Annotated in this window: 12 protein-coding genes; 3 read left to right on the top strand and 9 right to left on the bottom strand. The window is 44.8% G+C overall.

Features of this window, described 5'->3' with window-relative positions; translation table 11 throughout:
- Window positions 1-36: 36 nt before the first annotated feature.
- From IFO66_RS10400 to IFO66_RS10390, 3 genes are all read right to left on the bottom strand, one after another.
- Window positions 37-3357: an AAA family ATPase gene (locus tag IFO66_RS10400; protein WP_192025063.1), complete on the bottom strand. Its 3321-nt coding sequence runs from the start codon at window positions 3355-3357 to the stop codon at window positions 37-39.
- The gene (locus tag IFO66_RS10395; protein WP_225445654.1) at window positions 3354-4700 is read right to left on the bottom strand and encodes a metallophosphoesterase family protein; all 1347 of its coding nucleotides are present in this window, start codon (window positions 4698-4700) and stop codon (window positions 3354-3356) included. Before IFO66_RS10395 ends, IFO66_RS10400 begins: the two co-directional genes overlap by 4 nt.
- Before the next feature lie 143 nt (window positions 4701-4843).
- On the bottom strand, window positions 4844-5968 hold the full coding sequence (locus IFO66_RS10390; protein ID WP_192025062.1) for a glycosyltransferase family 4 protein: 1125 nt from the start codon (window positions 5966-5968) through the stop codon (window positions 4844-4846).
- Window positions 5969-6062: 94 nt separating this feature from the next.
- Here IFO66_RS10390 and IFO66_RS10385 point away from each other — a divergent pair, with 94 nt between their 5' ends.
- Window positions 6063-7235 (top strand): GGDEF domain-containing protein, encoded by a 1173-nt coding sequence (locus IFO66_RS10385; protein WP_192025061.1) that lies wholly within the window; start codon window positions 6063-6065, stop codon window positions 7233-7235.
- 131 nt (window positions 7236-7366) lie between these two features.
- On the opposite strand, the gene IFO66_RS10380 is transcribed toward IFO66_RS10385, so the two are convergent.
- Complete coding sequence (locus IFO66_RS10380; RefSeq protein WP_192025060.1) at window positions 7367-8131, bottom strand: ABC transporter permease; 765 nt, start codon at window positions 8129-8131, stop codon at window positions 7367-7369.
- Window positions 8128-9057: an ABC transporter ATP-binding protein gene (locus IFO66_RS10375; protein WP_192025059.1), complete on the bottom strand. Its 930-nt coding sequence runs from the start codon at window positions 9055-9057 to the stop codon at window positions 8128-8130. The genes IFO66_RS10380 and IFO66_RS10375 overlap by 4 nt, the downstream gene beginning before the upstream one ends.
- A 265-nt stretch (window positions 9058-9322) precedes the next feature.
- Here IFO66_RS10375 and IFO66_RS10370 point away from each other — a divergent pair, with 265 nt between their 5' ends.
- Entirely contained in the window at window positions 9323-10840 is a 1518-nt protein-coding gene (locus tag IFO66_RS10370; RefSeq protein WP_192025058.1) for an RsmB/NOP family class I SAM-dependent RNA methyltransferase, read from the top strand.
- A gap of 145 nt (window positions 10841-10985) precedes the next feature.
- Here IFO66_RS10370 and IFO66_RS10365 read toward each other — a convergent pair whose 3' ends face one another.
- Window positions 10986-11783: a hypothetical protein gene (locus IFO66_RS10365; RefSeq protein ID WP_192025057.1), complete on the bottom strand. Its 798-nt coding sequence runs from the start codon at window positions 11781-11783 to the stop codon at window positions 10986-10988.
- A gap of 234 nt (window positions 11784-12017) precedes the next feature.
- On the opposite strand from IFO66_RS10365, the gene IFO66_RS10360 reads away from it, so the two are divergent.
- A complete protein-coding gene (locus IFO66_RS10360) occupies window positions 12018-12110 on the top strand; it encodes a sporulation protein YjcZ (RefSeq protein WP_084509389.1) in 93 nt (30 codons plus the stop codon).
- A 65-nt stretch (window positions 12111-12175) separates the two neighbouring features.
- Here IFO66_RS10360 and IFO66_RS10355 read toward each other — a convergent pair whose 3' ends face one another.
- From IFO66_RS10355 to IFO66_RS10345, 3 genes are all read right to left on the bottom strand, one after another.
- Window positions 12176-12979 (bottom strand): Cof-type HAD-IIB family hydrolase, encoded by an 804-nt coding sequence (locus IFO66_RS10355; RefSeq protein ID WP_192025056.1) that lies wholly within the window; start codon window positions 12977-12979, stop codon window positions 12176-12178.
- Window positions 12980-13040: 61 nt separating this feature from the next.
- Window positions 13041-13775, bottom strand: a complete 735-nt coding sequence (locus IFO66_RS10350; protein ID WP_192025103.1) for a pseudouridine synthase — start codon at window positions 13773-13775, stop codon at window positions 13041-13043.
- A gap of 8 nt (window positions 13776-13783) precedes the next feature.
- Window positions 13784-15364, bottom strand: coding sequence for an RsmB/NOP family class I SAM-dependent RNA methyltransferase (locus IFO66_RS10345; protein ID WP_192025055.1), 1581 nt, complete (start codon window positions 15362-15364; stop codon window positions 13784-13786).
- Window positions 15365-15551 lie beyond the last annotated feature (187 nt).

Here is a 15551-nt window from a genome sequence, read left to right as displayed (position 1 = left end):
TAATAGACTTGTCCTCATTTCAAATCCATATTCTATTTATTCGCTCACGTTCAACACACGAGCGTCTGGCACAATGTCCAACAGCACATCCACCATATGTGGATGACAAGTGGTCCAAATGACTTGATGACGAACTAGCAGTTCCGGCAAACAAGCCAGCGTCGCACGAAGTCGAGCTTCGTCGAAATTCACAAATATGTCATCCCACACAAATGGAAGTGACGTGCGTTCAGACATCCCATCAGCCAACGCAAAGCGCATTGCCAAATAGACCTGCTCCGCTGTTCCTCTGCTCAATTGCAAACTATCGAACAATTTCCCATCCATACGCTCCACAGCAATAGAATCACTACCAAACGGCGTCAGCACTCTCACATATCGCCCTTCAGTCATACGCTGTAAATACTGACTCGCACGTTGAAATACAAGTGGCTGCTTGTCCTCTTCATAACGCTGTCGTGTGCGCCTTATTAGCGTTTTCGCAATGGCATGTACAGCATATCGTTCAGCCTGTGCATCTAGCTTCGCTTCTAAAGAAGCTTGTTCTTGAACAATATGCTCGTTCATAATACGCTGCCGTAAACTATCGATCTCTTGCTGAACTCTGCCAAATTGGCGCTCTACTTCACGCTGCTGTTCCTCATGACGCTCCACTTGCTCTAGAAGCATACTCACTTTCTGAGCAAGCTCCTGCTTATCATGCTTGATTAGAAGCCCTTCTATCGGAATGAAATCTGCTTCAGTACTGCCACGATAGCAAATGGCCTCGACTTGGCGCAATTCTGTACGTAATTGCTTATATGCTACCGCTTGACGTTGAAGCGCAAGAAACTCGTCTTCCCCCGCGCTCCCTGCTTCTTCCCATAATTGTTGATGTAATCGGGATGATTGATTGCGCTCTGCTTGTAGCTCTTCCTGTTTCAGATCAAGCTCACGACGTTGCTGTTCAAGCTGACGGAACATAACATAAGACTGTTCTTCCTGCTCCATCCGTTCTTGCAAACGAGCGATTGAAGAAAATAGTACCTCCCTTAATTCAATCCATCGCTTACTGTCAAATGGCAAAGCAGGAGCGAGCTTCATGCCGCCAATGATATCCACATCTTCTATACTCGCTGCACACTCATCACCTGACGACTGTAATGCTTGCTCAGCTTGCTGCATAATGCGATAACATTCATCCCAATAAGATTGAACTTGTTCCCATAATCGATGCTCCCGTTTACGCAGCCTCTGTATCTGCTGATGAAGCTGGATAGCTTGTTCCACACGACGCAAATGCTCCTGTACACTTGTCGAACTCCAAGATTCTGGCATCGCACGCTCTTGAAGCCAGCTTTGCCATTCTTGTTGATTCAACTCGACATGTCCAATAGCAGCCTCTACTTCTTGAGCAGATATGCGAATACGACGTTCTGCTTGTTCAACCTCATCTGCCGACAACTGTCGTCTCCGCTCCAATCGCAGCCATTCTTCTTTCCAGTCCAATACCTTTTGCCATGATAATTGAACGATCATTTCTTTCCGTTCCCCTTGATGTTGGGAGGACACAATGGCTAGAATAGGTTTCAAACCCTTTACAATCTCTTCTCTTATCGCAGCAATTTGCTGCATAAGTTCTGCGTGTGGAAGCTCTGTTTGGACACTATTCATAGTTTGCATAGACGCACGCACAGAATGATCATGCTTGCTGTCTTCTAGCACAAACAAAGAAATAGAAGCTCCAATGATACCTATAATAAACAGCATACCCGCTGCTAACCATAATTCGTTAAATCCTAATACAGCTGCTGTACAAATACCCATCGACATTAAAATATAGGCTGTAATACGATTCGACGACCGGCCCGTGCTAGGGCTAATGCGGCTATTACGAGCAGCTCTACTACCTCGATGAGATAGGCTTCCATCATCCGGCACTGCTTCATCTTGTCCAGCGTTCATGGGCACCATCGAATTTGAACGACGCAGCAGCCGGACTTCTGTGTCCTGCAATTGAACCCACAGGCGCTGTATACGCTCTATCTCGTTAGCTTCAGGTGACCACCCGCTATTTATTACTCCCGCTGACCTATGCGCTTCACAAGTTAACTCCGCTTGTTCCAACCCATTGGTCAGCTCACTGTATTCCCGCATCTTTCGAGCATGTTCTTGCGAAGCTGTATGTTTGTCTCTATTAACTCGCTCAGTTTCCAGATGTATACGTTCAACTTCATGTCCCAATGAGTAAGGCCAATCGCCCTCATAGAGCTGCTCTGCTGTCCAATCTGGTCCAGCTTGTCGTGCTAACAACTGCAATTCCGCTGTACAGCTATCTATCTCAAGCATTACTTCACGTGCAGTATCGGCCCAATGCCTAACCGTTTCGACCATACTGACCAATCGCTTCACTTCAGCAGCAGACTGCAATACTTCTTTGCGTGGAGACAGCTTTCTTAACTCCAGTACTATTTTCCGCTTGTCCAATTCCAGCTGCTCTTCTCGGAGCTCCAATCGCTCACGTTCACGAGTGAATGCCTCCCAGCGCTCATCCCAAGCCGCATGCCATGATGCGGAAGATTGCAAGTCAGCGAGTTGAGCCTTTATTGAAAGTAAGCGGACCCAGTCATCCGAAATATGAAGAGCACGTTCCATCCATCCTCGATCCTGCCTGCACTGCGCACTTTCATCATGCAGTGCAGAACGCAGCCGTTCCAATTGTTCCTGCTCCTCATACAACGATTGCAGCTTCCCTTGCAATCGCTCCGCATCTCGCTTCATCTTATGTACACGATCTAAATGATTCAAAGTAACTGCGATCGGCTGTGTACGCCCCCGCTGCTTGAACAAATTATCTAACTCCTGCTGCAAAGCCTGCTCGCTTAATACAACCGAACGCCCCGCCTGAAAGCCGCTGTCATACATAAATGCGCGCAATTCATCGCCTTGCAGCGTATGTACTGCATGCAGCTCATCGAGCGAAATGGCGAAAAGTCGACCGAATAATTCAGGATGCACGCCGCCTAACAGTTCCCGTTCCATGTCCGATTGGCGCAGTTCATGTATGGCTCCATCATTGCTGAGCCTTTGAATGGCAGTACTCCCATCGGCCTTGTTGCTGGATCGTGAGAGCAGCCATCTATGACCTTGCACATCTGTCGCTTCCATTCGACCTGCAAACACTTGCTCACCTGATAAACCATATCGATCCGAGGATCGTTTGGGCCTACCGTAAAGCATCATTTTTATCGCATCTGTTATCGTACTTTTACCTGACTCATTTGGACCCAAAATAACCGTCAATCCATTAGGCGAGAAGGAGTAGGACTTATTGTGCAAATGACCGAGCCTCTCTATATCGACACGTTCGATCTTCATGTTGTCTGCTCCTCTCCTTGCAGCATTTCGACCGCCAATGCTAATCCTTCCTCTAACCATTTACGCCGGATTTCTATGGACTGACTTCCCAACCACTGCTGCAGCTTAGCATTCCCACCTAAAGCTATCAAAGCTTCCTGTAGAAGCTCTTCGACCGCCTCATCAGATTCATGTACTTGGTCTGTCATTCGAATGAGCTCACCTGCAAAAGATTCCGATTCCCTCCATTCATCCAGCTCAAAGACAGCTTGACTATGTACACGAAGCTGAATCGGCCACACTGCATCAAGACCCTCTTCTAAACGTAGCCGCTCCGCCTCTCTCCACGCCTCTTCCAGCTCTATTGCCAATCTCCCACGCTTGAGCTCTGTATGTAATGGCGAAGAACCTGTCAAGGTCAGTCGAGCACAGCTCAAACGCTCTGATCCACGCAATCCCTCTATACAAGCAAACATGGCCTCTAACAGCTCCTGCCTCGTCTCAATTGTTTGCAAAGACAAGCTTTCATCACACCATCGAACATCATCCAAAGGGTGAAAAACAAGTTCAGTAGCTCCATCCGCTTGCACGTCTACCACATAAACACCTTTCGCACCTGTTTCTTTTATGTGCCTGCCCTGAATATTACCCGCATATACGATATAGGGTTGTTCCTGTATGACTTCCCGCTTGTGGATATGTCCTAGCGCCCAATAGTCATAACCTTTTCGAATTAAATCCCCTCGTGAACACGGAGCATATGGATCATGTTCAGCACGTCCATCAACCGTTCCATGAAGCATACCAATACGATACAAACGCTCTGATGACATCGAGTCTCCGTTGACCACACTATCAACTTGCAATCGATACTCCTTCACATGACGCTCTGGCTGTTCAGGGTATTGTAGAGCAATATTGTCATAGACCGCCTTCTGACCGTAAGACATACCTGTTACGACAGCTACAGGCTTACCAGACCGATCATGTATCAAATGAGAGGATGGCTTATCTGTGCCAAATACCGTTACCCCAGATGGCCATGACCAAAAATCCTCTGTCGTCAATGGATCGTGATTACCATGTATAATAAACACGGATATCCCTTTGTCAGATAACCGTTTCATTCCTCTCTCTAATCGCCATACTGCTCTTAACGAACGATGTGTACTGTCATGCAAATCTCCACTTAGTAGAATCGCATCCGCTTCTGCTTGGATCGCCAAATCGACAAGTCGGTCCCACGCTCGGAACACCCCTTGCTCTAATCGTTCCTGCAGCACATCTGGCAGTGATTGCAGCCCACGAAGTGGACTATCAAGATGAAGATCTGCCGCATGGATAAATCGCAGCATTCTGCTCATCGGCAGCCCTCCTTACGAACATACTTTCTCTCTAGTATACCGAATAAGCCGATGCATCGCTATGCACCGGCTTATTTCATACACAGGCTTATTTACATTGTCGTGCTACCTCGTATCAATCGATCAGGGATATACTCCCCTACTTACTTGCGATACGTAAGATAGGTTTGCTTCAGTTCGTGCACAACACGTGATAAAGAATACACCTGCTTTGCTTTAGACCATGCTGATCTCGCCAGTTCATAGCGGAAAAAGGAGTCTGTTATTACCCGCTCCATCGCATTCGTCAACGCTCCAACATCATTAGGAGGAACTAGCAATCCATTTACACCATCCTCAATTTGTTCCGAAATTCCGCCCACATTGGTTCCCACCAGCGCCAACCAGCACAGAGCAGCCTCTGCAAATACAGAACCGAACGCTTCTGCACGAGACGGTAGAACGAATATATCAGAAAACGGCATGAACTCCTCTGGATGCAGCATATAGCCGTAAAATATTGTTTCATCATAAATTTCTAACTCTACAGCCATCTGCTCTAATTGCTTTCGTATCGGGCCATCTCCAATAATATGAAGCACGAACGGATACCCTCTTCGTTTCAATTCAGCACAAGCATGCAGTAGAACATCCAGCCCTTTTGCAGGAACCAGACGACATACCGTTATTAACTGAGGAACCTCGTTATCATGTGCAATTGGCTTGAATCTTTTCTCATCGAATCCATTTGACAATACTTCAATCTGTTCAGGTTGCTGGACATACGCGCCCAAGTAAGACTTAAATGACTCCGACACGGTCATAATCTTATCCGCTCTCGCTTCCAGCTCCTTATAGATCGATGTTAAAAATGTATGTTCAATGCTTCCTGGCTTAATATGCTCATTTAGTATAAGCTCTTGTTCATAACTAGAATGAATCGTCACAATGAGCGGAGTATCCGGGAACAGCCGCTTCATCGCTAGCGCAGCGATTGGATGATGCGCATGAATAAGATCATAGGGCTGCTGGATACGCAGCTTGGTCCACCAAATATAATCTCGATAGGTCTGAATATATTTTTGAACGATAGGAGAACTCTCATACTTCTCCCAATTAAAAGTTTCAAATTCTACACTATCTTGACCTTTACCACGAATGCGTTTAGGCAGTGAGAATAGCTCCATTGACCAGTTAGAGGACTGGAATCGCTCCAATAAGTGAGGAATCATGGAGGATACACCGCCGGGCTGTTCAGGCGGGAAGAACAAAGCTTGTAAAATCTTCAAAGTTGGCCCTCCTTTTTCTTCGCATTTCACACACCATCGTTTATAATATATTAGAAGTTAAATAACAGTAAAGTACAATATTAGGAGTGCCCCCATGTACGAGAATGTGAAATTGTTGTTCACAGATAGCGACATCATCGCACTAACGAGTATGTGTCACTTATATATCATGCTTATTATGATGCTGATGGCTTTTCGCCTGTATATGAAACAACGTTCAAATGCTTATATATTACTTTTCCTATCTGTCGTCATTATGGCGTTGGATCGATTAATGATTATTAATGACTCGGCTCTGGACAATCCGACACAGCAAGTGCTCGGTGCGGGAAGATCCGTATTATTCATGACCTCATTTTTAATGATTAATGTCGCCATTTTGCGACTATACAAACGATTCAATCGCAAAATGCGCATGCGTTTCATGATCTTGTTTCTAGGTGTGCCGATCACCTCTTACTTATCTATGCTGTTGTCTCCTGATGGTAGCTACATCGAGATTACAGCGTGGCCGCTTATTATTTATCAAGTAGTCATCGCATTATTATGTTACAGGTGGATCGCCCCAAAAATCAATCAACGCACTCGTTACACCTGTGCGATCCTTGCCTACCTTGGCGTACTGCTTACTATATTTATTAATGTATTGTGGTACGGTGGCATGAGTGAGTCACTGCTCATTACGAAGCTGTTTATGATTTTAATTTATTTTACAATCGTACTGTTTATCTTCTTTGAACGAATTATCGAAAATTTACAAACCACGTATCGTTCTTCCATTACCGATGGATTAACAGGATTGTACAATCGTCGCTTTATGTATCAACGAATGAATCAATATATTGCCAAAAGCCAAAAAGTATCCGTTATCTTTTGTGATATTGATAATTTCAAACGACTCAATGATACGAAGGGCCATCTTGTAGCAGATGAAGTATTAATAAAAGTCGCCCAAATCGTCAGAGATGAAGTAGATGATTGTGGGTTGGCGGGGCGGTTTGGGGGAGAAGAAATTATTGCATTTGTTCAGCAGAAGCAGAAACAACTGTCTCCCGCACATATCGCAGAACAAATTCGAGCACGAGTTGAAGAAGAAACGGGCTCTACGATTAGCATCGGCTACAGTTCCCTAATAAAAGGACAAACGATCGAGGAACTCGTTCGAGAAGCAGATCAAGCGATGTATCATTCCAAGCAAACTGGCAAAAATCGTGTTACCTGCTATCAAGAAATTGAAGGGAAAATTACACCACTTAGTTCGTACTAATTTCATTTTCCATACGCCGACAATAACACCATACATATAACGAACAAAACCTCCATTTCCACTAGCGCAGTGGATCTGGAGGTTTTTCATTCATTCATTTCTCAATGCATATTTTACAATCGAACAAACAATTATTGAATATCACGCTTTTTGAACACCAAGATGGAGACAAGAAGCAGCGCTAACATGTACAGTGCATACATAGCGAATGAGAAGCCGAATGTTGCTCCCTCAAATGGTAGGTCACCAGCATAATAAGAATTCCAATTCAGATGAGGGTACACCGTATACTTATACCACGGCTTATCGAAAACAAACATGTTAATCATACCGGCCAACGTATTCAATATTACTGCAATACTGATGGAAAGCCCTAGACTTCTTGTCAATACAGCTGCTGTGAACGCAATAAATATATAAAACAATTCATTTGGCAAAGTCAAAAAGAATGGAAGAATGGTTCCTTCCCATAACACATTAATTCCGCCAGCGGAAGCATCAAATAAAATAAACGCGGCAAGCGCCGTTACAAGCAGCATGGCCAAATTAACGAACAAGACGACTAAAATAATCGTAACCAGCTTAGACATTAAAATGGTTGTTCGGCTAGCAGGTCTAATCAGCAATTGCTTAATCGTTCCATCTTTGAACTCATCTGTAATGATCTGCGATGCAATGACGACGGAGAAAATACCTGTAAACACGCTCGTGATTTCAAAAATAACCGAAGTGAATCCAACACTGCCCACTTCACTACCACCCTTTGATTGAACCCATAACTGAAGGCCAATTGCAGCGGCTAGAACGACGAGCAAGAAGAGAAGGTAGTACGGCAGCTGTCTCTTGCTCGTTATCTTCATCCATTCATTCTGAACTAATGATGTAAAGTAACTCATTGAATGTGACCTCCCTTCGTCATCGACAAGAACTTGTCCTCTAATGTTTCCGCAATAGAGCGTACTTCATAAATCTTGATGTGATGACGAACGAAGTGTTCCACAACTTCAGGTATTTGGTCGCGAGTAAGTGTGAGCGTTACGACGTTATTCTCCACCTGTGCTGGTTGATAGGAAGTTCCCTCCAACGACTGTACGGCCGCCTCTCCTTGCTCCACATGGAATTGAATAGTACGAGTCGTCTGCTGCTCTTCTGTGTGCTTCGTATCAAGAATTTGTTCTCCTACATATTTACCGTGTTGGATAACCACTACTCGATCGCACATAAGCTCAATTTCTGATAGCAAGTGACTAGATACCAAGATAGAAATGTTCTCTTCTCTAGCTAAACGCTTCAAATAATCCCGCAGCTCTCTAATTCCAGCAGGATCAAGACCGTTTGTCGGTTCATCCAAAATAAGAATCGACGGCTGATGCAGCAGCGCTTGTGCAATACCGAGACGCTGTCTCATACCTAGAGAGTAGTTTTTCACCTTTTTGTCCAAAGCCTGATCCAGCTCGACAAGCTTTACGATATCATCTATGCGTGATTGAGAAACCGATTTCCCGCTCATACGCGTAAAGTGCAGAAGATTCTGTCTGCCAGTCATAAACTTGTACAGCTCTGGATTTTCTACAATCGCCCCAACATGAGCCATCGCCTTAGCCCGATCCTTAACTACATCATGTCCCTCTATAAGGATAGTACCTGAAGTTATACTCATTAGCCCGACCATCATTCGAATGGTCGTTGTCTTGCCGGCACCGTTAGGGCCCAAGAAACCATAAATCTCTCCACGTTTTACCTGGAAGGAGAGCTGATCAATTAGTGTTTTTCCACGAATTTTTTTGGTGACATTTCGCAGTTCCACTACGATATCATTCATCTGTTGTTGACCCCTTTCATCTATCTCTGTATCCAACATCTGCGATACGGTTGTTCACACAAACTTATTATCCATTTATCCGTTTAATGAACACTATGTCCTTACGTTTCAATAGCTGCTTAGTTTCGTTACAATATCTTAAGAAAATGGAATCAACTAGAACATTGCATGCAATGGCCTACGTTCGGTACACTACTACTATAGTAGTATTACACAATAAATAATTGTTCAAGCTGAATTTACTAAAAGGAGCAATAACTCAAGTATGACCAATATCAATACCCAACCTACCCTCCCAGAAACGTATAAGCAGCAAATAAAACAGATGCTGGGAGAAGAAACAGAAGCATTTTTGCAGAGCTTTTATGAAGAACGTACGTACGGACTGCGTATCCATCCACTTAAGTGGCAACTGCATAAAACGACACTAGAGCCAATGATGAGCACCTTTTCCCTGCAATCGGTGCCATGGTGTAACGAAGGTTATTATTACGATTCCAATACACGTCCCGGTAAACACCCGTATCATGCAGCAGGATTGTACTACATCCAAGAACCATCTGCCATGTCAGCCGTTCAATTGCTCGATCCACAGCCAGGTGAAATCGTACTCGATCTAGCAGCTGCACCAGGTGGGAAGACGACACATATTGCTGGACGCCTCCAAGGCAAAGGACTGCTTATCGCAAATGAAATACATCGCGAACGTGCCAAAATATTAGCAAGCAACGTGGAACGGATGGGATGTACGAATGCAATCGTTACGAACTCCGATCCAGATACATTAGCAGAACGCTTCCCTATGTTCTTTGATCGCATTATGCTTGATGCGCCATGCTCTGGCGAAGGCATGTTCCGTAAAGATACAGATGCTATTCAAGAATGGTCTCCTGATCACGTGACATTGTGCGCAACTCGTCAATGGGACATCATTCAAGCCGCGGTTAAAATGCTAAAGCCTGGAGGTACGATCGCTTACTCCACATGTACGTTCAATTACGCGGAAAATGAACATACGATTGAACGCTGGCTGGATCGTTATCCAGACTTTACACTTGTGAAACAAGAACGCATATGGCCGCATAAACAACGCGGCGAAGGCCATTATGTAGCTGTATTACGTCGTGCTAGCCATCTTGAGGATACAGCAGAAAGCCCGATTTCATCAGCTTCCGTTGCTATGACGTCGTACGCAACTGGCGATACTTCAACTCGCTTTGAAAAAGGAAATAAAGGAAAACAGAAAAAGGCAGCTGGCCGAAAAAATAATTCGTCTTCAAATGTAGATGCTGTATATGAACAGTTTGTGCAATGGACGTACGAATATATGCCTGACTGGCAAACTCCTTTGTCCGGTAAGCCTATTCTGTTCGGAGAGGAGCTATACTGGCTCCCAGCTCCATCTGATTTCAGCGGGGAGCAGAGCAACTGGCTGGAAGGAAAGTTGAATGGACTTCGTGTACCACGTCCCGGCCTGCATCTTGCCCATGTGCTCAAACAGCGCATTGAGCCTGCTCATGCATTGGCATTATCTTTGCTTGATCCGGCATCTGCATCATCATCTATTCAGTTGTCTACAGCAGCCGATGCAGCAGCCATTCAGAAATACTTGAACGGTGAAGCATTACTGCTTGATCAAGATATACAAGCCGACAGCAGTGAAGTTGCGAAAGGCTGGACACTTGTCGCTATCGATGGCTTGCCAATTGGCTGGGGTAAATTAGCTAACGATATGATTAAGAACCATTATCCAAAAGGATTGCGTGCTGTCTACCTGCTCTAGCTTTCATGTACTCTTGTACGTATAACGAACCGCGGCTACATAAATATAGCCGCGGTTTCGTTTATTGTATCTTTGCTCAGCTTTACACTCATGTAATGGGCAATGCACATTTACAAATCTGTATACTATTTCTTCCTAATCTTCATCATACATGAACGTAAAATAAAGCATCATCAATTATTTCATCATGGTACATCATGTTCAGATGCAATGCTGCAAACGATTGTTCCTTTGCCAGCTCTTGCACGATCGACTCTCCCATATAATGTCGCTCACGGCTCGTACCTGGAACTCTAAAGTCAATAAAACCTGACAACTGCTCACCTTCCGTATTAATCGTTGCCAAACCTACCGGCAATGAGCCTCCCTGCTCCGTATAAATATCATACATTAGCGTATCTCCATCATCTCTTGCGAGAATGATTTGGATGCCAAGTGCCTCACTTGGATGTGGGGGACAAATTGCTAATTCATGCTTGTAGTCGCCTATATGCTGTTGAAGCCCTTGATTCGATGTCGTTAGCTTGAGCGTTGAATAATCTTGAACGACGTTCCTATCGTCAGTTTGACCCTCTTGATATTCATCATCGAGAACATACTCATCATCAACTTCATATTCTTCTTCATCGTCCCATTCCTCCCACGATGTCTCAACAGAAGAACTTACAATATGCGAATACTTCCCATTAATAACCTGCAGCTCCCGCTGCTCAGCATCTACTGCATCAGACAATCGATCAATGTAGCGCTCTACGACTTGTTCCAATTGTTGCTCCATCTCACCTGAGCTTAGCACCTCTTCATCGATAATGAGCGTACTATATAACCTACTTCCTTCCCTATACATGACGAGCAACGTTGCCGTATATACGCCATCTATGAGTATATCGATTGCTTCTGCCCCTGCCGTTACAAAGTCCGGTCTCAATTCTAAGAGATGCATACATAACCCCCTGCTTATTCTGACAAGTATTAATCAATATTAGCATGCCTAGCTAAACGGTTAGGCATGCGCCCAATTACACATCACCTTGGACAATCGCCTATACCGAGACGTGATATAAGCATATGATACGATATGCCGAATGACGGAAGTTCCGCCGCATCAATACATCTGCACGGAACCCTGTACCCCCTTCGGTAGAGCTAACTACAAGGGTAGAGGAGGAATGAGAAGATGGGCGCAGTAGGAGGATACTACAATTCGATAGGTGTTGTTTTGGTATTGTTCATCTTGTTGGTCATCATCTCTCGTGCTTTAACTTACTGATGCCGCGAACGATGGCAACACGAAAAAGGAGGGGACTGCTCCCCTCCTTTTTCGGCGTTCATCTATTAAGTTAAGAAATATTTCTTCAGTACTGCATGAACACCGTCATCATTATTCGGTAACGTAACTTCATCTGCCGCTGCTTTGACATCGAGCGGTGAGTTATCCATTGCAACGCCGATACCAGCAAATTGAATCATGGTCATGTCATTATAATAGTTGCCGACAGCCATTACATTCTCGCTCGAAATGCCGCGCAGCTGCGTCAAATGCTTCAAGGCGTTACCTTTCGTTGCTTCCCTATGCATGATATCGATAAAGAAATCGCCAGACCGAATAAATTGGACTTTATGATCCCATAGGCTCAACGCCTGTTGAACACGATCCATATCTTCTTTGTAGCCACTCATCGTCAGCTTCAAAACAGGACTTGGTAGGTTATCCCAGCCTGGGAAGTTTTTCGGCTCAATTAAAAATTGCTTATACGTATCCAACCAATCAGCGGATAGTAAATCAACTTGGTTCACATAAAGGTCAAAGGCTGTGTTGATATCATAATGCACCTTTTCTTCATTGCAGTATGTTACGTATGGCTCTAGCTCCATTTGACTCAGCTCAAATTGATGAAGCATGCTTTTATCTTTAGAAGCTACTGTAGCCGCTCCATTATGAGTAATAACAACACCTTCTAGACCCAACTGCTCCAAATAAGGCAATGTACTCACTGGGCTTCTACCTGTACACAATACGATCTCCACGCCTTGAGCAGCAACTTCTCGGATCGTATTCGCATTCACCTCAGATAAAGAATGATCATCATGGAGCAAAGTTCCATCCATATCAAGGGCAATCATTTTAATGTTATTCATGCTGTCAACCTCCATCTGCTGTTTTCAAACTAATAAACTAAGAAGCCAAGAAGCTAAAAAGCTAAGTAGTAGCTTGCTGCAACGAAGCCAGTTCTTCCTCGCTCAATTCCCGCCATTGGCCGATTGGCAGCTCAGAATCGAGCTGCAAAGGTCCCATCGTTAGTCGTTTTAAGTACACAACGTGCTTGCCGACTGACTCAAACATACGCTTTACCTGATGGAACTTGCCTTCGGTAATCGTAAGTTCAATGTGGCTGAGAACTTCTCCCGTTGGCAACGACTCCTTGCTCTTTATGACAAGCTGTGCTGGCTTCGTTACATAACCATCATCCAACGTTACCCCAAGAGTCATGGCTGCTACATCCTCTTCTGTTACATCCCCACTGACACGAGCGAAGTATGTCTTCGGCACATGCTTGCGCGGTGCTAGAAGTTCATGTGCCAGCTTGCCATCATTCGTAAGTAGCAGCAATCCTTCTGTATCTTTATCCAGCCTTCCGACAGGGAATGGCTCGAAGCATAGCATCTCGTCAGGAAGCAAATCGATCACTGTTCGCTCACGACGATCTTCTGTCGCGGAAATAACCCCTGGCGGCTTATGCAGCATAATATAGACATACTCTCGATACTCCACTTTCTCCCCATCGAATCGTACATCATCTGTATCAGGCTCCACTTGCTTGCCGCTGTCTTTGACAGCAGAACCATTTACCGTTATAAGCCCAGCCTTTGCCCATCGTTTAATCTCTGAACGAGAACCGAACCCCATATGTCCGAGCAGCTTGTCCAATCTCATTTTAGCCATTAGGTTGTCCACCTCCATGCAGCTGGATATTCATTTTTCAAAATACCATCCACCCATTTGCCGAAGCCAAGCGGACAATTATCTACAGTTATCATAACGTAACCCTTCCTATCTTTCACACCTAAATCGGAAGCAGTACATAGTCGCTCCGGATCAATCGTCAACGTATCGCCTCGTAAATAAGCAATCACTTCTTGCTGTTCCAATTCCAATGGCAATACACGAAGCATATCGCTTGGCTGCAAGGCAAGTGCTAACGCATGAGAAGGGTCAAAGCGTCCATTTTTCAACGTACCTAAAAACAGGCCTGGTCGTGCAACTTTTAACTTTAGCAAGATTTCTACTGGAAGCGGACAATCATAAGCATAACTGCCAATACAAGCATTTAGCTCATACCTGTCATTCGATAGCTGTTGCTTGCTCCACCCTGCATACGTATCAATAAACTCTTGTTCTGGACGGCGTAGTCCTTTCGGTAATCTTACCATCTGATCTTTACGGGAGTCCGACTTATGGGTCTGTTTCCCTTTGCCCTTCAGCTTGGGACGACTAGAGACATAAGATAGTTTACGAACTGTATCAGCATCTGCTGCCGGTTGTTGTAGGCTTGCAACAGAGCGAGCTGATCGCTCCCCTTCACGTTCCAATACAGCAACATAATGACCCTCGCCATTTACTCGGTGGGGCCATAAGCGTATCGTTCCTGCCGTTGCTTCAATTGCTTCATCTGAAGCCTCCCAGCCCTGCTCTTCCATACATGCTCGGGCCCACTCTGGCCGTCCCGCTTCCATTCCGTGTTTCAAATCTACCGCTCTCACACGGAAGTCAGGATATTTAGTTAGGAATCGTGCAATCGAAGCTTCGTTCTCTTCAGGAGAGAATGTACAAGTCGAATAGACTAAACGACCTCCTGGAGCAACAAGCTTGGCAGCACTATCCAATATTTCCTGCTGCATAGCCGAATAAGCAGTAACCGGCTCACGTTCCCATGCACGAACCATATCAGGGTCTTTGCGGAACATCCCTTCTCCAGAACACGGTGCATCCACGAGCACACGATCAAACCATTGCGGAAAAGCATCGGCAATTCGTGATGGGTCTTCATTTAACACAACCGCTCGTGTGACTCCGTACAGCTCCATGTTTCTTACAAGTGCTTTGGTCCGATCTGGATGAATGTCATTCGTAACAAGCACTCCATTTTGCCCAATCCTGGATGCGATTTGAACCGACTTTCCTCCAGGTGCTGCACATAAGTCCAGCACATAGTCCCCATCCTGCGGCTCCAACAGCTCAACTGGCGCCATCGCACTCGGTTCCTGAATATAATAGAAACCAGCATGATAATAAGGATGCTTGCCTGGGCGAAGTGAAGGATCAATATAAAATCCATCCTGCGTCCAAGGTATCGGCTTCAGTTCCATAGGGGCAATTTCTTTCCATGCCTCTACACTTTTTTTAAGCGTATTTACCCGCAATCCCGCATAAGGCGATATATGATAGCTGTGCAAAAAAGACTCCCACTCCTCGCCAAGTCGATTTTGCATCTGTTCGATAAACATTTGAGGTAACGTCTTCATTTTGTCATCCTTTCAGCTAGCTATTGCACATAGGAAATAGGCAACAACCCAAACAACATCTCTAAATAGCATATCACGTCTGGCTATTTTTTTGAAAGAAATGAAGGGGTAACTCTGTCGAAAGTTGTCTTATTCGTGATTCTCCCTGCTTAAATCTTTCATTTTTGTCACATTAGCTAATTTCACG

It is taken from the genome of Paenibacillus arenosi, assembly GCF_014841135.1.
Lineage (GTDB): Bacteria > Bacillota > Bacilli > Paenibacillales > Paenibacillaceae > Paenibacillus_B > Paenibacillus_B arenosi.
The sequence above is the reverse complement of the archived record's forward strand: the minus strand, read 5'-3'. Positions and strand labels throughout refer to the sequence as shown.

Excerpts from the sequence above, each read along its gene's own strand:
- IFO66_RS10400 (WP_192025063.1), bottom strand. The coding sequence starts at position 3,357 with ATGAAGATCGAACGTGTCGATATAGAGAGGCTCGGTCATTTGCACAAT.
- IFO66_RS10395 (WP_225445654.1), bottom strand. The coding sequence starts at position 4,700 with ATGAGCAGAATGCTGCGATTTATCCATGCGGCAGATCTTCATCTTGAT.
- IFO66_RS10385 (WP_192025061.1), top strand. The coding sequence starts at position 6,063 with ATGTACGAGAATGTGAAATTGTTGTTCACAGATAGCGACATCATCGCA.
- IFO66_RS10380 (WP_192025060.1), bottom strand. The coding sequence starts at position 8,131 with ATGAGTTACTTTACATCATTAGTTCAGAATGAATGGATGAAGATAACG.
- IFO66_RS10375 (WP_192025059.1), bottom strand. The coding sequence starts at position 9,057 with ATGAATGATATCGTAGTGGAACTGCGAAATGTCACCAAAAAAATTCGT.
- IFO66_RS10370 (WP_192025058.1), top strand. The coding sequence starts at position 9,323 with ATGACCAATATCAATACCCAACCTACCCTCCCAGAAACGTATAAGCAG.
- IFO66_RS10365 (WP_192025057.1), bottom strand. The coding sequence starts at position 11,783 with ATGCATCTCTTAGAATTGAGACCGGACTTTGTAACGGCAGGGGCAGAA.
- IFO66_RS10360 (WP_084509389.1), top strand. The coding sequence starts at position 12,018 with ATGGGCGCAGTAGGAGGATACTACAATTCGATAGGTGTTGTTTTGGTA.
- IFO66_RS10355 (WP_192025056.1), bottom strand. The coding sequence starts at position 12,979 with ATGAATAACATTAAAATGATTGCCCTTGATATGGATGGAACTTTGCTC.
- IFO66_RS10350 (WP_192025103.1), bottom strand. The coding sequence starts at position 13,775 with ATGAGATTGGACAAGCTGCTCGGACATATGGGGTTCGGTTCTCGTTCA.
- IFO66_RS10345 (WP_192025055.1), bottom strand. The coding sequence starts at position 15,364 with ATGAAGACGTTACCTCAAATGTTTATCGAACAGATGCAAAATCGACTT.